The sequence below is a fragment of the Acinetobacter sp. B-6 genome (assembly GCF_056930735.1).
This window is the reverse complement of the sequence record NZ_JBXPBY010000005.1, coordinates 180,006-203,703: the sequence shown is the minus strand read 5'-3', so window position 1 is coordinate 203,703 and position 23,698 is coordinate 180,006. Positions and strand designations below refer to the sequence as shown.

Annotated in this window: 16 protein-coding genes, 1 tRNA gene and 2 pseudogenes; 8 read left to right on the top strand and 11 right to left on the bottom strand. The window is 35.6% G+C overall.

Features of this window, described 5'->3' with window-relative positions:
* Positions 1-47 precede the first annotated feature (47 nt).
* From AC1Z3T_RS08425 to AC1Z3T_RS08390, 8 genes are read right to left on the bottom strand one after another with little or no spacing between them, the layout of a single operon-like run.
* Complete coding sequence (locus AC1Z3T_RS08425; RefSeq protein WP_419320705.1) at positions 48-1,316, bottom strand: acyl-CoA dehydrogenase family protein; 1,269 nt, start codon at positions 1,314-1,316, stop codon at positions 48-50.
* A gap of 27 nt (positions 1,317-1,343) precedes the next feature.
* Positions 1,344-3,161 (bottom strand): dipeptide ABC transporter ATP-binding protein, encoded by a 1,818-nt coding sequence (locus tag AC1Z3T_RS08420; RefSeq protein ID WP_419320703.1) that lies wholly within the window; start codon positions 3,159-3,161, stop codon positions 1,344-1,346.
* Between the two features lie 2 nt (positions 3,162-3,163).
* On the bottom strand, positions 3,164-4,012 hold the full coding sequence (locus AC1Z3T_RS08415; protein ID WP_004829740.1) for an ABC transporter permease: 849 nt from the start codon (positions 4,010-4,012) through the stop codon (positions 3,164-3,166).
* Entirely contained in the window at positions 4,009-5,160 is a 1,152-nt protein-coding gene (locus AC1Z3T_RS08410) for an ABC transporter permease (protein ID WP_419320701.1), read from the bottom strand. Before AC1Z3T_RS08410 ends, AC1Z3T_RS08415 begins: the two co-directional genes overlap by 4 nt.
* Before the next feature lie 5 nt (positions 5,161-5,165).
* On the bottom strand, positions 5,166-6,740 hold the full coding sequence (locus AC1Z3T_RS08405) for an ABC transporter substrate-binding protein (RefSeq protein WP_004829742.1): 1,575 nt from the start codon (positions 6,738-6,740) through the stop codon (positions 5,166-5,168).
* A 10-nt stretch (positions 6,741-6,750) separates the two neighbouring features.
* Positions 6,751-7,944 (bottom strand): LLM class flavin-dependent oxidoreductase, encoded by a 1,194-nt coding sequence (locus tag AC1Z3T_RS08400; protein ID WP_419320699.1) that lies wholly within the window; start codon positions 7,942-7,944, stop codon positions 6,751-6,753.
* 33 nt (positions 7,945-7,977) lie between these two features.
* Positions 7,978-8,688 (bottom strand): class II aldolase/adducin family protein, encoded by a 711-nt coding sequence (locus AC1Z3T_RS08395; protein ID WP_419320697.1) that lies wholly within the window; start codon positions 8,686-8,688, stop codon positions 7,978-7,980.
* 13 nt (positions 8,689-8,701) lie between these two features.
* Positions 8,702-9,763, bottom strand: coding sequence for an ABC transporter substrate-binding protein (locus tag AC1Z3T_RS08390; RefSeq protein ID WP_419320695.1), 1,062 nt, complete (start codon positions 9,761-9,763; stop codon positions 8,702-8,704).
* Between the two features lie 304 nt (positions 9,764-10,067).
* On the opposite strand from AC1Z3T_RS08390, the pseudogene AC1Z3T_RS08385 reads away from it, so the two are divergent.
* Positions 10,068-10,944, top strand: a pseudogene (locus AC1Z3T_RS08385) (IS5 family transposase).
* Positions 10,945-11,091: 147 nt separating this feature from the next.
* On the opposite strand, the gene AC1Z3T_RS08380 reads toward AC1Z3T_RS08385, so the two are convergent.
* Positions 11,092-11,181, bottom strand: a tRNA-Ser gene (locus AC1Z3T_RS08380).
* A gap of 90 nt (positions 11,182-11,271) precedes the next feature.
* Positions 11,272-11,625, bottom strand: a pseudogene (locus AC1Z3T_RS08375) (GreA/GreB family elongation factor); the annotation flags it as partial.
* Positions 11,626-12,261: 636 nt separating this feature from the next.
* Between AC1Z3T_RS08375 and AC1Z3T_RS08370 the strand changes: the two are divergent.
* The 7 genes from AC1Z3T_RS08370 (at position 12,262) to AC1Z3T_RS08340 (ending at position 23,027) form a co-directional block, all read left to right on the top strand.
* On the top strand, positions 12,262-13,410 hold the full coding sequence (locus tag AC1Z3T_RS08370; RefSeq protein ID WP_419320693.1) for a hypothetical protein: 1,149 nt from the start codon (positions 12,262-12,264) through the stop codon (positions 13,408-13,410).
* Positions 13,407-15,674, top strand: coding sequence for a hypothetical protein (locus tag AC1Z3T_RS08365; protein WP_419320691.1), 2,268 nt, complete (start codon positions 13,407-13,409; stop codon positions 15,672-15,674). Before AC1Z3T_RS08370 ends, AC1Z3T_RS08365 begins: the two co-directional genes overlap by 4 nt.
* A 446-nt stretch (positions 15,675-16,120) precedes the next feature.
* Positions 16,121-17,431: a gamma-mobile-trio recombinase GmtY gene (gmtY, locus tag AC1Z3T_RS08360; protein ID WP_419320689.1), complete on the top strand. Its 1,311-nt coding sequence runs from the start codon at positions 16,121-16,123 to the stop codon at positions 17,429-17,431.
* Positions 17,428-20,184, top strand: coding sequence for a gamma-mobile-trio integrase GmtZ (gene gmtZ / locus AC1Z3T_RS08355; protein ID WP_483396572.1), 2,757 nt, complete (start codon positions 17,428-17,430; stop codon positions 20,182-20,184). Before gmtY ends, gmtZ begins: the two co-directional genes overlap by 4 nt.
* Positions 20,174-20,785: a gamma-mobile-trio protein GmtX gene (gene gmtX, locus AC1Z3T_RS08350; protein ID WP_419320685.1), complete on the top strand. Its 612-nt coding sequence runs from the start codon at positions 20,174-20,176 to the stop codon at positions 20,783-20,785. Before gmtZ ends, gmtX begins: the two co-directional genes overlap by 11 nt.
* Entirely contained in the window at positions 20,782-21,264 is a 483-nt protein-coding gene (gene greB, locus AC1Z3T_RS08345; RefSeq protein ID WP_419320683.1) for a transcription elongation factor GreB, read from the top strand. Before gmtX ends, greB begins: the two co-directional genes overlap by 4 nt.
* Positions 21,265-21,275: 11 nt before the next feature.
* Positions 21,276-23,027: an anti-phage protein gene (locus AC1Z3T_RS08340; RefSeq protein WP_419320681.1), complete on the top strand. Its 1,752-nt coding sequence runs from the start codon at positions 21,276-21,278 to the stop codon at positions 23,025-23,027.
* 4 nt (positions 23,028-23,031) lie between these two features.
* Here AC1Z3T_RS08340 and AC1Z3T_RS08335 read toward each other — a convergent pair whose 3' ends face one another.
* Positions 23,032-23,640: a Cap15 family cyclic dinucleotide receptor domain-containing protein gene (locus AC1Z3T_RS08335; RefSeq protein ID WP_419320679.1), complete on the bottom strand. Its 609-nt coding sequence runs from the start codon at positions 23,638-23,640 to the stop codon at positions 23,032-23,034.
* Positions 23,641-23,698: the final 58 nt, after the last annotated feature.

The following is a 23,698-nucleotide window of genomic DNA, read 5'->3' as shown; positions in this document are numbered from 1 at the left end:
AAAAAGCAAAAGGTTGTCGTAATGACAACCTTTTTATGGACTTCCTTTTACTTAGAAAATTTAGTCACATTTTCCGCCTGCTTCTTTAAAAGCACGGAGTTATATTCTCCTGGTGGAATATTATTTAAATAATAATTTCCAACATGATATAACCTCCAACGAATTGGATCATGTGTGGTATGGGTTCTTGCATTTCGCCAGAAGCGGTCTAGGTTCCATTTCGATAAAGTTGAACTTGCCCCAAGTAATCCAAAAATTTCACTCGAAATTTTTAAAGATGCATGATCAGACTGACTACGGGTAGCAGCAACCGATAAAATCAGTTCAGTTTGTAAATCTTCATCTTCTACATTTGCCAAATGTTGTTCAAAAATCTGTGCTGAACGATCCAATAATGCCTCAGCTGAACGAAGCAAAACAGCGAATTCACCAATCTGTTTGATGATATGAGGTTCATGCGTAGGCGAATCAACCCCACTTTCTACCCAAGGTCGAGCATGATGTTGTAAATAATCAATCCCGCCTTGTAGGGCACCTTTGGCAATTCCTGTGTCCATTGCAGCATGTAAAATTTGAGGCCATGTAAGTCCTGTACGTAAAACAGTACCTAAACCACCCGTATTTCGCTTGGCAACATAACGTTCATCAACAATCACATCTTTAAAATTAACAGTGCCGCTGACGCTATTATTTTGTCCCATCGAATCCCAGTCATCAAGCAACTCCACTCCCTGCGTATCACGATGAATTAAAATCGACACAGGTCCATCATCACTACCCGCAAATAAGGAAATCCATTCTGCAAGTAAAGAGCCCGTAGAATAGAATTTACTGCCATTTAAAATTAATTGCCCTTCTGAATTTCGCTCTACACGCGTCTTATGCTGAAATTTATCTTTACCACCCACTTCTGCAAGTGCATTACCCAAACGCTTTCCGCTTAAGATATCACCCAGTAACTGATCACGAATGTCTTCGTCATAGCCCGTTAAAACGCCTCGGAACATGGTGAAGTGAATCTGTAATAACTGCCCGACACCACCATCAGCGGATGAAATAATTTTCACCACATTGACCAAGGTTGAAATACTTGCGCCTAAGCCCCCAAATTGCTTGGGTACAATAATCGCAGTTAAACCCGCTTCTGAAATTAAGCGAGCCTGTTCATAAGGTATAGTCTTGTTGTAACTAGGGTTTCGAGCAAATTGATTCAGTTGATCCGCCACCTCTTTTGCAATATCAAGTGCTTCTTGCTCACTTTGAATATGCCTGATACTACCTAATTCTAAAAAATTACGTTGGTTAATGTCGTTCATTGTTAACTCCGGAAAATCTGTTCTTTTTTATGCGCAAACTTCAAGTACCTTGTCTTTAAACAAGCTTGGCGCATGGGTAAGCAAAGTTTTGGTATATGTATGTTGAGGGTGACTCAGCACTTGATCTGTTTCGCCATATTCAACAATATGTCCATTTTTTAATACGGCGACTCGATCTGCGATTGCACGAACAACCCCTAGGTTATGGGTCACAAATAGTAAGGTCACACCTTGCTGTTGGAGGTCTTGTAGCAGTTTTAAGATAGAAGCCTGAACTGAAACATCCAAAGCAGATGTGATTTCATCACAAATCAAAACATCAGGTTGGCACAGCAAAGCTCGCGCGATAGCCACTCGTTGTCGCTCCCCACCCGATAAATCTCTTGGATAGAGTTCCTGAACTTGTATAGGTAGAGAGACTTGTTTAAGTACCTGCGTGACTTTTTCTATGGCTTCTTGTCGAGATGCTCCAAAGAAATGCTGCACAACTTTAATTAATGTCTGACCAATCGTATGCGCTGGATTCAGAGCCTTATAAGGGTTTTGAAAGATATATTGCAGTTTATGCCGCTGCTGCAAATGACGCTGTTGCCCACGCAACGACAAAACTTCATCTGCTAATGTAATTTGTCCATCTGCATTTTCATTCAAGCCAGCAATGACACGCGATAAAGTGGTTTTTCCTGAGCCCGATTCACCCACCAATGCTAAACATTCGCCTTTTTTGAGTTGAAATGAAATATCAAAAAGTGCCTGTTGCTGCCCATACCATGCATGAATATGTTCAACTTTTAATAGAGCGTCCCGGTCTGCTTCTCTTTCAATCACTTGATGATCAATCTCTTTAAAATTAATCACACCGACATGATTCGAATGGTGACAAGCAACAAAATGCGGATCAAATTCATCTTCTAATTGAGTTAATTCAGGTTGTTTTTGACGACATATATCTGTGGCGAAAGCACAACGTGTCGCAAAAGCACATCCCACTGGACGCTCATTGGGCGAAGGAGCATGCCCTTCAATTGGAGATAAATATTTGCGAATGGCCACATCGGGAATGGCATTCAGTAAACCTTGCGTATAAGGGTGTTTAGGCGTTTCAAATAGTTGGGTTAATACCGCATCTTCAGCAATTCGACCCGAATACAGAACAATCACCCGATCTGCAATATCTTTTACCACCGTTAAGTCATGCGATACATAGATAGCAGCAACGTTATACTCCTGACATAATTTACGAATGATGTTCAACACCAAGGTCTGTGTCGTCACATCTAACGCGGTGGTTGGCTCATCCAAAACGATCAAACGTGGCTGTAGCAAGAATGCCAAGGCCAATAAAATTCGTTGTTGTTGCCCCCCCGAAAGCTGATGAGGATAACGCTTTAGAAATAGCTCATCATGCGGCAATCCCACTTCATTTAAAATTTTGGCAACCTTTTGGTATTTTTCAGCGCTCGATAACCGTGCCTGATGGACATCTAATAATTCAAATAAATGTTGTTCAATACTTAATGCTGGGTTGAGTGCTGTTCCAGGATCTTGGGCGACATGACTAATTTTATAACCGCGAACCTGACGCAAAGCATGATCATCTAAACTGAGAATATCTTGATCATCCAGTTCAATTGTGCCTTGAATAATCTTGGCTCCATATCGTGCATAGCCCAATAAGGCACTTGATAATGTCGTTTTACCTGAACCACTCTCTCCTACTAATCCTAGGACCTCACCTTCTCGTAGGCTAAATGAAATATTTGAAACGATATGATTGCCAGTGTTGATCAATGCCACGGTTAAGTCTTTTACAGTTAATACGGTATTTTTAAATAGATCTGCCATGCTTATTTTTCCTCAATCCGAGCTGCTGCACGTCCAACGCCCTCAGCCAATACATTGGTTCCGAGTGCAAATAAAGCAATTAAGATGACAGGAGCAAATACCGCCCACGGCTGCACCAATAAACCAGCGCGATTTTCATTAATCATGAGACCCCAATCGGCTGCTGGAGGTGCTACACCATAACCAAGAAAAGCCAAACCAGATAACATACCCACAGCCCATGTCAGCATCACACCAAGATGAATGAGTAAAGGCGTCAACATGTTGGGTAAAATTTCACGAAATAAAATATAGGTTTTTGAGTACCCGAGAATTCTGGCTGCTTCGATATATTCTTGTTCCACCAGATTAAGTGCAACGCTTCGTGCAAGACGCACTACGCCAGGAATAAAAGCAATTGAAACCGTTAAAACAATGAGCCAAGGTTCCCGACCTAACATTGAAACGATAAGCAAGACCAATATAAGATCTGGAAAGGCCATAAAAACATCTGTAAGCCAAGTCACGAACTGATCAATCTTATTTCGAGCAAAAGCAGCGAATATGCCTAAACTAGAGCCAATAATTAATGCAACCAAACTGGCAGCCAGTGTCATCCAGATAATAGAAGCCCCACCAGAAAGTACACGCGACCAAACATCATGACCAATATAATCATATCCAAGAAACGATTTTCCTTCAGGCGGACCATATGTCATGCCAATTAAAGCAGTGGGCTCAAATGGAACCAAAAGCGGTCCAATCAGCGCAAAAATCAACACTAAGGTCGTGACTACAAATCCAAAACGTACTTGTCTTTCACGAATTAATGTTTGGAAAAAATTTCTTTGGTACCAATGAAGTGAGCTCATTTCCCACCTCCTTGCTGAATGTTCTTTAACGCATTACGGCGGTCAACAGGTTTTACTGTAATTGGTCGACCCGACTTCCATAAGCGTAATGCTTGACGAAGACCAGGCGAACGAGCTTTATGTCTTTTGGCTGTTCGTATTTTTGGTGTAAGTAAGGTCGTGATTAAATCTGCAATTAAATTAACGGCTACCACACAAATGGTCAGCAATAAAACAATTGCTTGAATGGTCGGGATATCTCTTAATTCAATTGCTGCATTGAGTGCATTACCAATACCGGGATAACTGAAAACCACTTCAATGATGAGAGCACCGCTCAACAGAACTCGTATCGTTAATGCTGTTCCCTGCACCACTGGCACCAATGCATTTGGTAAAACATGTTTCCATATGATCCGTCGCTCAGGAATACCACGTAATCGTGCAGAGGTCACATAGTCGGACTCAAGTGCATCAATCATGGAACCACGAACTAAACGCATCAGATATGGAATAAGCGATAAGGCTAAAGTTAAAATCGGTAAAACTAAAAACTCTATTTGGCTAAAAGCTGACTGTTCTGGAATCAACAAGGATGCAGCTGGTAATATGTGCAGGATTGAAGTTGAGAAAAACATCATTAACCAGATTGCAATCACAAATCCTGGAACAGCCTTGAATAGAATAGAGCTAGAAACAATAATACGATCTAGTTTGCTATCTCGACGGAGTGAAAGCCACACACCCAGTACCACAGAAAGTGGTACAGTAATGGCAATAACCAAGATCGTTAATACAACGGTGTTACCAAAATAATTCTGAATAATCTGCACAACAGGTACATTTGAATCAATCGAACGGCCAAAATTACCTTGCAATAATTGACTCAACCAATGCCAGTATTGAATCAATATTGGATCATTCAGACCCAATTGTTCACGAAGTATTTGAACCGTCGCATCCGTTGCTTCTGGACCCAAAATGACGCGAGCCGGATCAGATGGGAGTGCTTGTGTGGCAATAAATACAATGAGACTAATCACAAAAACAACCAATACACCTGACAACAAGCGTGTGAAAAACCAAGGCAACCATGCGGGTATTTCAAATGATCTCGTCATTGTTTGATGTGTAATGGCTGTCTCTATTTTGCTGGATTGCGTTGTCATAGCGGTCACCCCCTACGCCAAAATTCATCTGTACGCCACGCAGCGAAGCCTGTGCGATCTGGTGTTACGCCACCAATTTGGCCAGAATGTGCATCGAGTACATGATTAAAACCCCAAATGAGCAAACCACCTTGCTCATGTTGAATGTGCTGTGCTTCATGAATGAGAACTTTGCGTTTTTCCAAATCAGGCTGTTGTAATGCTGTATGAACCAATTCAGTAAAACGTTCATTGTTAAATCGAGTTTTATTATTTGCCGCACCAGGCCCATCAATTTGTAAAACAGTTAATAAAAAAGGTCGTGAAACGTTTGAACCTGTACTAAATGCCCAATCTTGTTTTACAGCATCAGCAAAGGTGGCAGCTTCAACCTGTTTGACATTAACGATAACACCAGCCTGAGCCGCATGCTGAGCAAAAACCAATGCGGCATTGCTATCTGGACCTGTATACAAATCAACCGCCAAGCTATTGCTAAAACCAGCTTCTTTCAACAATGCCTTCGCTTTATTTAAATCTTGCTTACGCTGTAAAATACTGTGGTCATACACGGGATCACTAAAGGAATAGAGATCATTTGCAACTCGTCCTTGACCAGCTAAAGCCCTTTTAACCAAATCATCTCTATTGGCAATCAATCTAAAAGCTTGACGTACTCGAGGATCATTGAAAGGTGCTTTTGAGGTATTCATATCAAAAGATTGCCAAGCATCTGTTTCAGATGAAACTAGATTCAATCGTTTATTGGCTTGAATTAAAGAAATATGCTCGGCACTTACACCTGAAGCAATGTCAATTTGACCAGATTGCAAAGCAGCAAGACGCCCTGTCTGATCTTTAAAATCAATGATTTCTATTGCATCAGCATAAGGTCTATTTTCTTTCCAGTAATTTTCAAAACGGACAAAGCGTGAACGCTGACCCGGTGTAAAACTGTCAAGCTTAAAGGGACCTGCTCCTACGACATTTTTAACTGGGTCATAATCTGTAGGAACGATGCCTCCCCAACTCATCCATGCCTCAGGTAAAGCAACCAACCCTTTTCCTTGAGTAAAAGGAATCTCAACTGTGTATTCATCTCGCTTTTTAATCTCATTCCTTTGCAAAGAATAAAGATAGGCTGCAAATGGAGAAGCGAGTTTAGGGTCCGTCAAACGGCGTAAGGAGAAAATAACATCATCAGCAGTAATCGTTTTACCATGATGAAATTCGAGTCCTTTTTTTAGGCGAATGGTCCATTTCGTCCCATCATTATTTGGTTCTGCAAATTCAGCAAGTGCAAGTTTAGGCTGAATATCTCTGCCCCATTCCCATAATTTTGCATATAAAGGCCACCCTCTGAATGCGCTAGACATACCAATAGGTTTATGCGCGTCTAAATTACCTGCTTGATTACCATTGATCACTCCAATTTTGATCACACCACCTTTTTTCGGCGCATCATTTTGAGCTGTGCTTGCAGGAGCATTCTCAGAAGTTGAAGAATCAGTTTTAGAACATCCTATAAGGCTAATTGCAGCAACAGCTCCAACACCTAATCCAGTTTGTTTAATCAATTCTCGACGTGTAATTTTGTTCATTTTTTCTCCCTTAAACTGCAATTTCTTGATTCAAGAGAGAATCAATGGATGAATTTTTATTGAGTTTAGGTAACTCAAAACCATGATCTAGCTCTAATAAAGGGAACAATAAATCAGCTACACGATAGGCTTCTCCAATTAAAGGAAAACCAGATAAGATAAAGGCTGATACACCATAGCTTTCGTATTCTTTAATTCGTTCAGCAATATTTTCAGCACTACCAACCAAGGCAGTACCTGCTGCTGGGTTTAAAATATCAAAACCAAATAAAGATGGTCCCGTCCAAACATTAGGATAAATTTCAAAATCTTTTGCGCGAGGTAATACCCCTTGTCGTAACAAAGTGAGATTTCTTTGAACGATCGGATTTGAGCTTTGATAACTCTCAAAAGTTTCATCAGAAGGAAGCTGCCGTTTAACCGCTTCAATTGCATAATTTATATCAATCTTGTCGAGTAACGACTGAGCATACTGCCAAGCCTCTTCTTCTGTTTCCCGAACAATAATTTGTAATCGAGTGCCAAACTCTAAAATACGTCCAATTTTTGCCGCCTCAACGGCAACTTTGCTGAACTTTTCTCCAAGCAGCGGAGGCGTATTCGCAAAACTTAAATACACATCTAATAATTCAACAGAATGCTGAACGCCTTTCGTAGAAGTTCCTGCTCCCCATAAAGGTACACCCTGCTTTTGAGTTGGACCACGCCATTTGGACATAGGAGATCCACCTTCTAGACGTGGAGCAATTTGAATAAACTCCCCCTCAAATCCAGACCTATCACCTAAATAGTTATGTTGAAATGCTGTCCAGTATTCTTTACTAAAGTCATAACGATCGTCATGATTATAGTGAATACCTAAAGCTGCCAACCCTTTATCATTTCCATTGACGACATTAAACAACAAACGCCCTTTAGAAAATGCATCAAAAGTTTGCGCATATTTTGCCAATACTGCTGGCTGGACTTCTCCAGGATGTTGGGCGACCAGAAACTTTAAACGTTCAGTAAATGGAATTAAACTTGCAGCAACAGCAAGTGTTTCATACTCGCTGGTACCCATAAGTGAACCGTAAAAACCAAGTCGATCCGCAGTAATCGCAATCTGTTGCAAGTGTTCATAATCAGTATCCCACCGCCCAGATTCCAACCAAGGATATGGTCCATCCGGAGAAGTGAGGTACCATAAAAGTTTTACAGCCATAGTATTCTCTATATTTATATTTGAATCAGATTTCTAATGAAGTGGAAGTAATCCAAGCGACTTCGCTTTATCGGTTAAACCACTCATTCGCCATTGCTGGTGTAAAACACCCTGTCCGTATTCACGGCTTCCCCCAGCTAATTCAGCAAGTAGCTGAATCTGTGCACCTTCCTCAAGTAACAAAATAAATTCAGCTGTTTCTTGTAATCCCTGACGTCCCCATACGGTTGCACCACCGTTGGCTTCTAAAATTGCTCGATGTTCGATATCAACTTTGAGTTGATCTAAAATGAAATCTACTTCTGCTTGACGGCGATCAATATAAATTGGTAGTTCTTTAAATAAATGAAAGCGCTGAACAGGCACATAACGAATCGGTAAGGTACGATGGGTTTGCGCCCAAGCCCCTAAATTCGGCGCGTGTACATGAGATATTGTGGTGACATCTGCATGCTCGCGAAAAAGTTTGTTATAACGCCCACCTGCATTTTTTCTTCCCAATAAAACTTCACCATCAATTGTCTCCACAAGTACTTTGCTTTTTTTATCTTTAGACCAAGGTCCTGCATAGTTAAAAGTGACTAAGGTATTATCAGGTCCACGTTCAACAAAATTAACCGTTCCATTTGCCGTGATTGTTCTTGTTTCACGGAATACTTCAAAAGCAAATTCAGCTTTTTCACGATTCAATCCGATAAAGTCATTGAGTTCAGGAGAAAGTGGAGTTTGAATAAGTGTTGTCATGATCAATATCCTATTAAAATTGCTTATTTTGGCGGCGCTTTAAAACTTCGAGCAAAGGACGGTGGTCGACCCAAGCATTAATATCGACATCACGCTCGAGAAAACCATGTAACCAAAGGAAATCTTTTTGTTGTCTTAAAAGCTCTAAACGCTCTTCACTTAATGATGGATGTAAAGACTTATGAAAATTATTACGGTAGGCTGTCGCGACACTCTCTGCGCCTGCAATCGTTTCATCTTCAAGAATAACCAGCACTTCATCTAAATGATCTTGAGCCCAATCTGCGGTATCAAACAGCTCTTCGAGAAAATCAACGACGACATCAAAGTGATCTTTTAACAAATCTTCATGTACGGTAATAGGACGAGGCGTACCATTGTTTACACGGGAGGTCACATCTTCAAATTGATCCAGATCAATTCCAACCTTTAAACCGCGTTTTGTCGCTGCTTCAACAGCAGATGCCCCTTTTACATAAACGGCATCAACTTCACCAGTGATTAACGCATCTAATCCAGACCAATAGGTACTGGCATCACGTTGTTGTGTATTCGATTCCGCTCGTTCAGGGACTTCAATAAAATCCACATCACGGAAGGTTAAATTTGCGAGTTGCAAAGCACCTCGAATACCCTGTAAAGACATCGCTCTAAAGATACTACCTGCCCGTTTGTCTGCATATTCAGGTAAAGCAACTTTTACATTTTTTAAATGCTCCGGTTCTCTGATTTCAGAATCAGGGCGAACAATAATTACCTGCCATTCATCAATCCATGTCAAACCAATGAGTCGACTTGGAGCACCTTCAGAACGAGCAGCTAATGCTGGAACATTTCCACCTTCACGAAATAATGCTGGCAGTTGATGATCAAAATGATGAACAGACAGACCTTTACGGGCATCTTGTAAAACAGCAACATCAATACCATGCTGTTCAAACTTTTTGATCAGTGTTCCACGTTTTAGTGAGATACCTGTTGCTGTTGGGACTGGACATCGAGTAACCCAAATTTCAGATAAAGTGCTTTTTACAAATTCCTTAGAATTTTCTTTTTTATCGATAACAAGTGACATAGGTATTCCTTAGGATATTTCCAATTTCATATCACTTGTATTGAGCAGCTTTTATGCCAATATTAATTATTAATAATTTTCAATCCCTTAGATAAAAATGTGTTCAAGTTATTGTTTATATTTCATCATTTTTTTAAATCAGTGTTGTTTTAACAACATCTTGTGAATAAAAGCTATTTAATTATGAAGTCACATTTTGAGATGGATAATATATAATTCACAGTACGGATCTTATTTTTTTCAAAAAATGGGTTTTATTGCACAAGCCAATCTCTAAAGGCTGATTTCACAATATAATTTTCAAATGAATAAGCCTACTCCTAAAATTTATCGTACTCTGAATTGTTCTTCATACAACCAAGCTCTCATTAATCGTGGAAATATTGCCATGTGGTTTGATCCCAATACTCAGTAGTATGAAAAACCACAAGGTAAACAAAGTCGAAATCAAACTCACTCTGACACAGCAATCCAATGTTGCTTAATGATTAAATCTTTATTCCGTCTGTCTTTACCTATGGTCGCTGGCTTTGTTCAAAGTCTCATTGAACTTTTGGCTTGGATTGGACAGCACTAGATTATTCCATCCTCTGTAGAAGACAAAGGCATATTGATCTTTCAATCGGCTATCAAAAAAGTAGTGATGGGTTACATCTACTTGTCGACTCTACTGGTTTAAAGTTTTTAGGCGAAGGTGAATGGAAGCGCAAGAAACATTAGCCTGAACATCGTCGATAATGGCGTAAATTACATATTGGTATTGATCCCGAAACTCTGCAAACACATACAGTTCAGCCCACAAAAACAATGTGAGTGATTCAGTTTATACAGACGGGACTTATGACACAAAACAATGCCGTCAGGTCATTGCAGATCGGCAAGCCCATGTAGTTATTCCACCCAGAAAAAATGCAAAGCATTGGAAAGATAAAAAAGCGCATTCGCAAGAGTGAAATGAATTACTTCGAACAGTTAAACTTTTAGGTAGGACACTATAGAAAAAATGGTCAGGCTAACATCGGCGGAGTTTGGTCGAAACCAAGATGTATTGCATCAAATTATTAGGCGATCGACTACATTCAAGAAACTTTCAAAACCAAGTCAATGAAATTCATGCACGTGTGGTCGTGCTTAATAGATTTATAGAGTTAGGACAACCTCATGACCAAGTTGTCACTTAAATTTGAGTAAGTTGAGGGATGCTTCAAATTATAAATCTTTGTGCAACAAACCCATTCTGATAAGAACAAAGAAGAGATCGCTAAAATTTCGAATAGTGCCAAAGAAAAAGGGAATCAAACTATGCATTTGATTCCCTTTAAGATATTTGGCGGAAGCGGTGAGATTCGAACTCACGGAGGACTCACACCCTCGTCGGTTTTCAAGACCGGTGCATTAAACCGCTCTGCCACGCTTCCAATGGCGGCTATCATATAAATAAAAACACGACTTGGCAAATCTTTTTCTATATTTTCACTCTCGAATGTACAAAATAAAATCAAATCCTGTTAATTTGCTGAAATTTCATGCTTTTCATAACGAATTGAGTTGATATACCAAAGCTTTTTTCCTAAAGGTGTCATCACTTCAACTTCATCATCTACCTGTTTAGAGAGCAAAGCCCTTGCCATCGGTGAGTCAATAGAAATATGTTGGGGGTGATGGTCATAAATTTCATCAACACCGACAATCCGCAAAGTTTTCGATTCCCCTTCATCGTTTTCTATCTCGACCCATGCACCAAAATAGACTTTTCCTTCTTGCTCGGGTGCAAAATCTACGATACGTAATTCTTCTAAACGTTTACCTAAGTAGCGCACACGACGATCAATCTTTCTCAGCAGTTGTTTATTGTATTGATATTATAACCCATCAATAAAACATACTATTTATAAAGTTCATGAAGAAAAAAACAAAAGAAAATTTATGAAGAAGGATGTAAACACCTCTAAATATGTAATAAATAGTATATTGGGTCAGTTATAAACCCAAAATCATTCTTCAGTATAAAATCACTTGTTACTCGAGTTCCCAACTTAAGCTTCTATCTAAAAAGAAAAATAAGAGTTATAGTATTTTTATTTTCATAAAAATTCACCCAAGGGGCTAAAGTCAAAAGTAGAAAATTTATGTTTATTTCTTTATTATTTAAAGATATAAAGCTTTATCTAAGCATGATCTGATAACTTCAGATAAAGCCATGGCAGCTGCTCCATATGTAAACCGGTCTTACTAAAGGCATAGCAGCAAGAATTGGTCTGCATATATTAGATAACTTGTTTTATTCACTTTGTCATAGAAATTAGTCGCTTAATATAGTTTAATCTTACTTTACTGTTATTGAGATGGTAGAAATTATGAGGATTGAGAACCTCACATAGAGTTTACAAATAATTTACCGATCATGAAATTTAAATTATTATCCTGAATATTTGACCCATATCAATTTTATTTCGAAAAAATCTGATTCAGAGTCATTTTAGAATGAGAAATTATCAATGAAAGTCACTACAGATTTAACTAATGATGAGTTAGAAAAGCTTTATGAACAGATTAATTCCAAGACCATAAATTTACCTATAAATTTCAAAAAATTAAGACTAGGATTATTAGCTAGAATATGCCAAATATTCATAACCTCTCTTAAATATAATCCTGATAAAATAATTAAATTTTATCAATTTGATTCTACATATAAAGAAAATTCTATTGATGAATTTTTAGAACACCCCGAATGTTTAACAGCACTTCTAATGTCAAATAATGTCTATGAAAAAGATAAAGTTATTGATGGAAAAAAAGAAAATGTAGAATTGAAATCTAAAATTAATCGAAAGATACAGGATAGACTCAACCAATCTATTTTAGAACAGAACCATAGAGTTCAGATGTTCGCCGTTGATCACTCAATAAAGAAATATGCATTTCCTAGCTGTTTCTACTTCCCTGAGGGAAGTAATACATTAGCTAGTAGTGATTTTTATGCAACATTGCTAAATAGAGTTATCCATAGATTTCATCCAAAAACAGAAATAAGCATTGAAGAAATTAATAGCTTGGCATTGGCAATTCATGAACTAATAGAAAATACCGAACAACATGGGAAAAGTGAATTTAATACGGGAAAAGTTAAAAGATCTGTTAGAGCCTTAATTATAGACTATAAACGTATAAATAGGTCAGATGAGATTGAAACAATAAGTGGTTTCAATACACCTATGACTGATTATTTAAATAATATTAAAAGTAATAAAGGTACTCTTCATTTTCTAGAGATTTCAATATTTGATAGTGGTGAAGGAATTTTTAAAACGCTTAAAGCCAACAGTGATTATAAATTTGAGATCCGAGATGAAGTTAAAGTAGTTGAAGAAGCTTTTGCGAAAGGTAAAACATCTAAAAGTGAGTTTCAAGGTTATGGTCGAGGCTTACATAATGTTCGAACAATTTTAGATAAAAGATCTGGTTTCTTATCATTGCGAACTGGCCACATTTCTTTATTTCGTGATTTTAAAATTAATCGATTGACTGAAGCAGAGAATATTCCTCTTGAGTTATATGATGAAATTACTAAATCTAGAGATGAATATAAAAAATTAGCTCATGCGGAAGGCTTAGCTATTAGTATTTTGGTACCATTACGATGAAAAGTTTTTATTTCTATCAATCTCAGCTTAGCGAAGATAAATCAAATCTTATTGTTTGCTTTTATTCAGGCAGAGACCTTTGTTTGGAAACATTTTTTAGCGAAGTATTAGCTCAATTTAAATCATTAATTTTTGCTAAGGACATTATATTTATAACCCCTCTATTCAATAAAGAGGATGTTTCTGAAAAACTACTTAATAAAGACTCACAGGAGGCTCTTAAAGATAGAATAAATAGTTTTCAGGAACTGAATTTTCATACATGCTTTATAAATTTCAATGGAAATTTTGAGCTAAATACATACGACAAATCAGATTGTATTTTCAACAAAGATGAAATACAGAAAATTCTTGAGATAGGGTTGCTAAATATTATAGAAAATAGAAATTTAGTTATTAACTCTCACGCAAACATACATTTTGTAAAGCCATCTGGTAAACATACAACTAAATTTATTGATGTCAGAAATATACTTGAGTCATCTCCAGAAATATCATTTATTGCAACCAACCTTTTGAAACTTTTACCTAAAAAAGTTGAAAAAATATACATAGATACTTCAGGTATATATTCCTTAGCATTTGAATTATCCAATTTGATAAGATCTTTTAATAAAAGTAATGAAATAATTCCTATTGATTCTTTTGGAAGCTATGGTCGTTTTAAGGATTATCAATTTAGGTCTGATAGTGATACTTTAGTTTTAATTTCTGCTTCTACAAGTAATGGACTCTACAAAGAATTGAAACGTCCTGGCTTATTAGATCAAGCGAATTTTATAACTATAATTATGACTCAAGAAAATAGGGAATCGCAAAATGTACTAGTGGAATTTGAGAAATATCGACACAATTATGCTAGTACATCATTCGAAAATTTTGAGTCTTATTCTGAAGATAAGTGTCCATTGTGTTCAGAAAAAACATCCGTTCCAGTGGCTCTAGGTAAAGATAGATTTGATTTTTCTGCACCACGGACAGAGTCTTATTTACCTGTTGCAATCGATTCTGATAAACAATTACGCAGTTTAATACATGATTATAAAAGCCTTGATGTTTTTAAATGTCTTTTTGATGGCATCGATGGTAAAAAAACTAGAACTCCAGAATATTTTATTGATGTGAGTAAAATTATTCTCAATACCTGCTTCCAGCAAAAGGTAATAAACAAGTTCATAAACAGACATTTTCCTTTAAACACTGACTGTATTCTTTCTTGTAATGACCAAGGTGCAAAAGAACTGGCTGAGTTTATTAAACAAACTGTAGCAGAAAAAGGATTACCTGTTGATATTCATCATGGACAAATACCTAGTGAGGCAATAATAAATAAAGGCATCATTGTTGTTGCAGGTTCATTAGAGTCTGGAAAAGCTCTACTAAATATTAGTAGAGAATTAAGAAAATTTCACGATTACCCAATAACATATGTAATTGGTTTTGCCAAATATAATAGTGAAAGTGAACTTGAAAAATTACAAAGAGATCTACGCTTTTCAACTGGACTATCAGGTCATCATACCATTCATATCATTGAAAAGATTCTTCTTCCAATTAATGAACACGAAGAGATAATTTGGGATAAAGAACTTGATCTACTTAATAGTGTATTTCCAAAATATGCACAAAATAATGCATTACAGGCAGTAATAGATACACGCATCCAATTGTTAAAAAATTGTAGATCTGTAGACATAAAAGGCTTAGGTGAATCTTTATTTATTAATACAGTTAAGGATGATCCATTTGTTTTAGGAAAATCTTTTGCATTTTGGGATAAAAGTGATAATAGCGATGAGTTTAGGCATCATGCACCAGTCTACTTCACAATATCTTCAATATTACAGAAATTGAGAACCGAGATAAATAAGAGTGGAATAAAACCATTAGGTGATGGTTATATTATTCGACAACTTGACCCATTACTTTTTGATAGATTCAATGAAGGTATTATTCAAGCTAGTGTATTAAGATCTGCAAAATCTAAGGAGTTAGATTACAGTAGTAGTGATGCTCAAAGTAAAATTATCGGCTCCCTCCTTGAAAGAATGTTACAGCATCCTGATAGTAAAGAATCTTCAGGTCTGTCAGAATTTTTGCTTGCTTTGTGCCTTAAAAGACTACAAATTAAAAAAAATCAGCTTCCAGACTTTAAAAATCATTCTTTAGATCAAGCTAAACATCCTATGGCTTGGATTTTAGCAGAACAAGCACAGCAAATTCTATCTGAGCGTTCTGAGGATATAGATATGGTTCCTGTCTAATTAAATTAATGGTTTATAATACTTCATCTTAAATCCATTTTTCCATTTAAAAATCATGTCAGTAGTGTCTTCTTATTTTAGGAGGCACCACATAAAGATATCTCATTTAAAATCTAATTTTATTCATACAGACTTAAAATAATTATATATATTATTAGTATATAATATTTTATAAATAATAAACTTTTTTCCAAACACTAAAACACCATTTAAAAAAAATAAAATCATTGCTTTAAATTAATACAAATATACACCACATAATAACACACTACATAATTAATATATCTAAGCCTACCAACCCAAATTAAAATAAAAATCACCTAAAAATAAGATGCTGATTTTATTTAATATTTATTAATTAAAAAACAGTATAAAATAATAAATATTTGTTGACAATGTATAATTTTAAACTAAATATATTAAAATAATTCTCTGATAAAATTATTATGTCATACGTTAAAAAAATTAGTGTGAATTACAAAGATTGTTCTACTCAAACCACCTTGGTCTTGCCTTGTATCTTGACTGAGAAAGGAGTCATCATTTCTCATTTGCGCTATTTGGCTTGGTTTAATTCAAAAAGTGAATCATGGAAAGAAAGATCTTGTTATGCACTTAAACTTTTATTGAAGTATATAAATTCTGTTCCACAAATTGAGAATGCTACTAAATTACTCAAAGCTTTCACTGAAGCGTTGATCACAGGCACAATTGATCCATCAACCCGTACTGATGCTCTTGAACTTTATTGGCGACCACGCACAATCAGAGATACCAATAATCTATTATTTCATATTACCCATTACACAGATTTTCTGATGTTGCAGGATGAACATTCAACAACTCGTGTAAATCCATTTCGCAAAGCTACAAGCTATGAAGAACGTTTAAATTGGTGTGCTTATTATCATAAACAAGCAAATGTCTTTCTGAATCATTTAACTAAAAAAGATTTATCACAACAACAAGTTCGTTTGGTTGGCTCATTCAATGAAGAGTTGATTGATTTTGAATATGCAGTCCGTTTTCCTGAAGATCAAATCGAAAGACTGATTTACTTAGGGTTTGAAAAAAATGGACAATACGACTACAAATCGCAAGCGATTACGATGTTGATGAATTATGGAGGGCTTAGGAAAAGTGAAATTTTTCATATATACACTTCGGATATCACATTAAATCCAAATCGCCCTCAAGAGGCTCTTGTTCGTGTTTATCATCCTGAATTAGGTGTAGCTCCTGATCCTCATTTCAAAAATAGACGTGAATTTCTTTTATCAAAAACATCCTTCAAACCTAGAGATAACTACCCATTTACCGAACGTTTATATGCTGGATGGAAAAACCCATTACTTACATCTAAACAAGGCTATTTTGAAGTTGTATTTAATCCACCAGATAAAGCTAAAGAGTTTTTATTGATATGGGCAAACTACCTAAAATTTCAAAGAATTGAACCATCAAAAAGTAATCCACACCCTTTTACATTTACTAATAGTTTAGTTGAACCTGAAACTATTAAAAATTTTCAAAGATTACATAAAAATGCAGTCGAGCGTATCGGACTCATTTGTAAAAAAGATCATGGAACAACTGAGCACGGACATCGACATGCTTATGGTTTTCGAGCACGGCTGGCTGGCTTAAATCAAATCGAAATTCAAAAAGCAATGCATCATAAAAGTCCAACATCATGCCTTGTTTACATCAAGCCAACACTTGAAGAAGTACAAGAAAAATTGAGAGAGATTCAATGATAAAACCTCAAGCAATTCGGCAAATCAAAAGTAAGAGATTTAATAAAGAATTTTCGACTTTTCCCGATTTAGATTCTTTAAAGCAATTCTGTAAAAATGCTGGTATTTTTAATTCTGTGTCGTATAGGCAAAATTATAGAGAATATGGCCTGCCTGCACACCCTGAAAGAATTTATGATGAGTGGATCAGTTATAAAGATTTTTTTGATATAGTCGATTTTATTACGTATTCAGAACTAAAAAGTTTAGTAGAAAACAGAAATCTTAAAAATGCTAAAGAATACAAAAGTTTTATTTTAAAACTAAATGATTCTAGCCTTCCGCTTGATCCACAAACTGCATATCCAAATGAATGGGAAAACTGGTACAAATTTTTAGGTAAAACAGAACCATTTAAGCCAGATTTTATTTCTACTGACTATGTCACTTGGGCAATTAAGATCAAAGAGTTCATGACTAAAGCTCGTGGTGGTGGGACTAAAGAATCTCAGTTGTGTCGTTTTGTTCGTCTTTATATCGAACAATTTGATAAAAGCAAATCTCCACACGCCTTTCTCATTCAAGAAAAATTCGATGTAAAACCCTTTCGTGATTTACTCGAAAATATAGAATCAGAACCAATGAGGAGGAAACTAGTCGTTTATGTTAATGAGTTCTTAGATTACATTATTGACAATGATTTAACGATTGAAGATGAAGAAACAGGTGAAATTGTTCGTGTTGATAATGCTCGCAATCCATTTTCCCTTTTATTAAATCAACAAAATATATCATCTAGCTCAATCCGCTCTGAAACAGCAAAGCCATGCTTACAATATCATTTTGTCAAAAAAGCCCAAGAATGGATTATTCCACCCAGTGCAAAAAATTTCCAAGATTTAGAGCATCTTCATAGATTCGATGCAGATTGGATAAAAGTAAGCATTGATCAATTAGATTTACATGATTTAGATTGTGTTTACCGTGTCATTGATAATCAACCATATTTATGGTGTCCAACAGATTGGATTCATACTTATGCACTTACCAAAGTTCCCTTAAGAGGACGGCAAATCGCCTATAATGATTCTGGCGAAGCTGATGAGTATATTGCTGATTTAGATCAGCAAAACAAGATCATTTGGCAAAAAAATAATTCCCCACTTTCTGGATTGACCAAAGCACAATCATTCATAAAAAGAATGTCTGATGGTCAAACAGGTATGTTTACCACTACAAATAAAACAAATAACAATGGGCAAGGCTATACAATTCCGTGGATCCCCGAAGATTTAGTATATTGGTTAATTAAACTACGAAAATGGCAACAAAAATATAATCCTATTGCATATCCGAGTGCTTGGATTGATTGCCAAAGAACAAATTTAAATGAGGTACAAAGAAAAGCCAAAGGATTGAATTGTTTTCTTTTTAGACGCTTTAATGATTTTGAAGCGGCGAATGTCGGAAATGCATTAACCCCGAGATTAGCAGCTGCTCTTTATAATATACAGCCCTCAAATCTTTGCTTAACTACACTTGAAGGAAACAGAGCAGTTTTAGGTTCATATAAGTCTAAATATACGCCCCATAGCATGCGTGTAAGCCTCATTACGGCTTATGTGCTTGAAATGGGTATGCCAATTGAAATAGTGATGAAAATCGTGGGTCATAGCTCCGTAATTATGTCGATCTATTATTGCAAAGTTTCCAATCATGACATTAGAACTCGATTAGAAGAAGGCGAGAAAATAGCCTTAAAATCTGAAGTTGAATCTATCCAAAGAACAATTGAGCAAAATAAAATTGAAAGTGTTAAAAACCAATTGGTTGGCAATAATTTAGAATTACTGCAAGCTTTATCTAATGAGGTTCCTGCAGGTAATTTTATTTTTAGAGATTATGGTATTTGCCCTTTTGCAGCTTCTAGGTGTGAGGATGGTGGGGAGTCAATAAAAAGTAGTTCGTTCTATACTCCTACACCTCAAGGTTATTTAGGAACTCAGAATTGTATACGTTGTAGACATTTCATTACTGGACCTGCCTTTATCGGAGGCTTATTGGCAATTACAAATGAGATATTACTCCAATCTAAAATATGCTCAAAGTTACAACTTAAAATCAATCAGATTAATCAAGAAATTGATAATATTGAAAAAGAAGAATATGTAGCCAATCTGAAGCAACAAAAATTTGAAGGTGCTTTGAAAAGATCAAAGCTCGAGACTGAACTACGAAATTTCGAATCAGAATATGAAACTGCTGCAAAAAAATTGGATATGCTTTTATGCGATATCCAGTCAGCTTACAGCCACATTACAAAATGTCACAAGCTCGTTAATAACAATGCATTATTAGAAAATTCGGATACATTATCACTCATTACTACTTCAAATGCAGAGTTAGTTTTAGAAATGGAAGAAGTGAGCCATTATCAACAATTACAAGAAGTCTGTGAAAATGCAGTCATCTATAAATCTTGTAATGCAGATCAAGCCATTTACCCTAGAACTCAGCTCATTGATAAAATGGCGATGTTTAATGAAATTATGCCTGCTTTATTCATGTTATCTAAAGAACAGCAACTTTCGGCAGGGAATCAAATTTTTAAACTATTGATGAGCCGCCTAAAATCTTGGGATAAAGTGCAAAGTGTTATAGATGGCGAGCTTAAACTAATAGAACTTTCTGAATCTGAACAAATTTCAAAATCAGAAATTGAACTCATTCTACATAATTCACCAACTTTGATTGAGGCAAGTCATGAATCCTGAAGAGTTACTAAATAAATTAAAACATGGCTCATCACTTAAAATCCAACAATCACTAGATGCAATCTATGAAGTATGTATTGAGCAACAGGAACGTGGAATTCAGGATTTTTCTGTAAGTACTATTGCTAATTTAGGATTTAATCGAGGAGTTCCTAAAGCGCAAAGCATCAGAAATAAGACAGGTGAAAAATATAGAACACTGATTCAAAGCTTTGTAGATGTTTCATCACAGAATCCTAAATTGACTAAACCATCTCAAGCAGACAATGCGTGGATTGAAGAAATTCAAAACCCCAAACATCAGTTGCTTGTACGTATTATGGCATCTGAGTTAAAAGAAGCACAGCAAATGATCCGCGAAATCATTCCACCCAAACAAAGGATTGATATTTATGATCATAAGAATATGATACCTGATGAATCATTTAAGCTTTCTGATCAAGAAGTACGAGCATTACAGTATTTATTATCTACTGATTTCCAAAAAAAATGGAATCTTAAACCAACTCATTTTGGTGAGCTAATCGATGAATCTAATAAGCCTGTTTTTAAAGTTTCAACATTAGATGCCTTACGTAAAGCATTGGAGTATTTGTCTTGAATCGTAAACTATTAACTGCTGAAGGTTATCAACGCTTACATGATGAGTTAAATGATTTAGTACGTAAAGAACGTCCCGAAATTACTAAAATAGTATCTTGGGCAGCCAGTCTCGGCGATCGGTCGGAAAACGCTGATTATATCTATAATAAAAGAAAATTGCGTGAAATTGATCGTAGAATTAGATACTTAACTAAGCTTTTTGAAGTTGCGCATAAAGTTGAATATAGCCCTGAGCAAGATGGTAAAGCCTATTTTGGTGCTTGGGTTGAATTGGAAAATGATGATGGTGAGACCATTAAATTTCGTATTGTCGGAGATGAAGAAATTTATGGTCGTAAAGACTATATTTCTCTCCAGTCTCCTATAGCAAAGGCTTGTTTAGGTAAGTCTGTAGATGATGAAATAAAAGTTCAAACTCCTAATGGCGAAAAGCTATGGTTTATAAATAATATTTGTTACAACGCTTCTAATATTTAAATGAGTCTAATATGAAAAATACAATTACATACTTTATGTGGGGTTATCAGCGGCACTTCAATCGTTCATTTAAATATAATATTCAAACCCTTTTAGAATCAATTGGTATAGAAGACATAAAGCTTGATACATTTCTTGTTGGCATCAGATCCCCCGAACTTTCAGATGAAGGGTTTCCAATATGTATTGAGCCAGAAGATGGAAAATGGGATTTATCAATTTTTGATAATTTTGCACAAAAACTTTCAAATGAAATTGAAAGTCATCCACTTAAGAATATGCATTATTCGAATGATGAACGAGCAACTAGAGAAAAACCTGAAAATATTAGAAGAGATTCTATTAGTAAAGCAATAAAGAAATCATTAGTACTTTATGACCAAAATAATAATGTAGAATCCTTTGTTGGGTTAAGCACTTTAGTAGATGAGTATTATGTAGCACCCGTTATTCAATTACCTGTATCATTATTTGAAAAATATCCGAGGCTTAATAAAAAAATATATGAGAATAGAGATCTTTCCCAAGGATATTTAAGTTTTATAGATGCTATAATTGGAAAACTGTTAAGTGAGATGAGTAAACTTCTATCATCAAAAGATCCTGGGCGGAATCTTCTAGGTGAAATTAACACCAGAGAACTTATTAGAAGTGCTGCGAATAGTTTCCTATATACACCATCAACTGCTATATATGAAAGATATGGATATATCGAACTTTTTGAAGCCTTTAATTTAATTTCATCTTTATTCTATGAAGGGGTTCATAGCATAGGTAAAGTGATTCTTACAGATCCGCAGCATCAATCAGTTATTTTCTTATTACAGTTTAAAGATCCAATTCGTATCAGTAATTCTAGATGGGTAAGAAAAGTATTAGAAATGTCTTCAAACGATTTATCCTTAATTATTGATAATGAATATATTTATGGATTGGGTCAATTACATAATGATTATGATTTTACTGATCAGAAAATTTTTATTGTTAACTTTTTAGATCACTATTATTGGCAAATCACATGTGGCGATATAATACTTTTGCAAAGTAAATATAATGAACCAAAGCTCCCTACAGCACCAATCAAAGATGAATTAGTTCTTTCAAATTTAAGAAGGCTTTATCCTTACATTACAGAAGAAGAACAAAAGAATATTTTAAAGTTGATTCACAGTTTAACAACTTTTAACCATGGAAGTATGTTGGTCATAGCTGAAGATGCTGAAGCAGAAGTCTTCCGACTTTCTACGCTTGGAACACCAATCTTTCCAACATTAATGACGCCCGACCTATTGAAGCAAGTCAGTGGTATTGATGGTACTGTTATAATTGATTCTAAAGGTTATTGTTTCGGAATAGGTATAATATTAGATGGGGAAGCTAATGCTCGATGTACGCCATCAAGAGGATCTCGATATAATTCTGGAGTCCGATATGTTTATTCATCACAGGAACATAAGCGTCTAGCGATTATTTATTCTGAAGATAAAACCATAGACATTGTACCTAAACTTCGGCCTTTGATGAGTAATACACTAATAGAAAGTAATATTACCCAATTAGAAGCTGCAACTTTAGAAAATTATCATAAACCAAGGGCATGGGTTGATGATCATAGATTCTATTTCAATGCTAACCAATGTTTAAGGGTAAATGCAGCGTTAGACCGAATAGAAAACTCTGAAAGAGAAGTTGGACAAATAGTTATACAAACGTCAAAATTAACACCAAATATAGAAATGGATGAAAGTTATTTAACTGACTAAAAAACTAGTTCTGCCTAGTCCAAAAAAAGTTACCAAATGTTTTTCTACCACTAACATTATAGTAATTACCTGAGGCTTGATTTTTATCTAGATCAAGCTTTAGCTCTACAAAACCTATGTGAGTCTTTAAACTTTCATCATCTAAACTATCAGGTTGATTTCTATAATTATAAACTAACCTATACCCCTTAATATCATCATATATGATGGCTGCTGAGACACTTTCGGAACTTGATTTATCAGTAATCAAAACAATACGTATTCGATCCCAAGTTTGAGTAATTTTTACCTGTGCTTGCCAAGACAAATTTTCAAAGCTACTTTCGCCATTACAAATCCAATCGCCAGAAATATTTGGAAATTTTAAATATTTAGAAATATATTTAGATTTCCAGATCCAATGATTAAAAGAATAATACAGGATAAAAAATAATAGAGCTGTCAAAAATGCTGTTGATATAAAATTAGGAATACTCGAAAACCAAGAAAAGCATTTGATAAGAATTAACGATATCCCCCCAGCCAAAAGAGCAGCTAAAGCATAAATAGTTTTACCTATATTCGATCTATTACTGCCATTTTGAACAGTATACTCATGTCCTTTACTTAACATTATCATTCCAAATTTTTAGTTAAATTAAAAATCGAATAGAGATTAATCACTCAACTTA

Coding starts and splice junctions, on each gene's coding strand:
- AC1Z3T_RS08415 (WP_004829740.1), bottom strand. CDS start 4,012: ATGAGCTCACTTCATTGGTACCAAAGAAATTTTTTCCAAACATTAATT.
- AC1Z3T_RS08410 (WP_419320701.1), bottom strand. CDS start 5,160: ATGACAACGCAATCCAGCAAAATAGAGACAGCCATTACACATCAAACA.
- AC1Z3T_RS08420 (WP_419320703.1), bottom strand. CDS start 3,161: ATGGCAGATCTATTTAAAAATACCGTATTAACTGTAAAAGACTTAACC.
- AC1Z3T_RS08365 (WP_419320691.1), top strand. CDS start 13,407: ATGAAAAGTTTTTATTTCTATCAATCTCAGCTTAGCGAAGATAAATCA.
- AC1Z3T_RS08405 (WP_004829742.1), bottom strand. CDS start 6,740: ATGAACAAAATTACACGTCGAGAATTGATTAAACAAACTGGATTAGGT.
- gmtY (WP_419320689.1), top strand. CDS start 16,121: ATGTCATACGTTAAAAAAATTAGTGTGAATTACAAAGATTGTTCTACT.
- gmtZ (WP_483396572.1), top strand. CDS start 17,428: ATGATAAAACCTCAAGCAATTCGGCAAATCAAAAGTAAGAGATTTAAT.
- AC1Z3T_RS08390 (WP_419320695.1), bottom strand. CDS start 9,763: ATGTCACTTGTTATCGATAAAAAAGAAAATTCTAAGGAATTTGTAAAA.
- AC1Z3T_RS08425 (WP_419320705.1), bottom strand. CDS start 1,316: ATGAACGACATTAACCAACGTAATTTTTTAGAATTAGGTAGTATCAGG.
- AC1Z3T_RS08395 (WP_419320697.1), bottom strand. CDS start 8,688: ATGACAACACTTATTCAAACTCCACTTTCTCCTGAACTCAATGACTTT.
- gmtX (WP_419320685.1), top strand. CDS start 20,174: ATGAATCCTGAAGAGTTACTAAATAAATTAAAACATGGCTCATCACTT.
- AC1Z3T_RS08400 (WP_419320699.1), bottom strand. CDS start 7,944: ATGGCTGTAAAACTTTTATGGTACCTCACTTCTCCGGATGGACCATAT.
- AC1Z3T_RS08370 (WP_419320693.1), top strand. CDS start 12,262: ATGAAAGTCACTACAGATTTAACTAATGATGAGTTAGAAAAGCTTTAT.
- AC1Z3T_RS08335 (WP_419320679.1), bottom strand. CDS start 23,640: ATGTTAAGTAAAGGACATGAGTATACTGTTCAAAATGGCAGTAATAGA.
- AC1Z3T_RS08340 (WP_419320681.1), top strand. CDS start 21,276: ATGAAAAATACAATTACATACTTTATGTGGGGTTATCAGCGGCACTTC.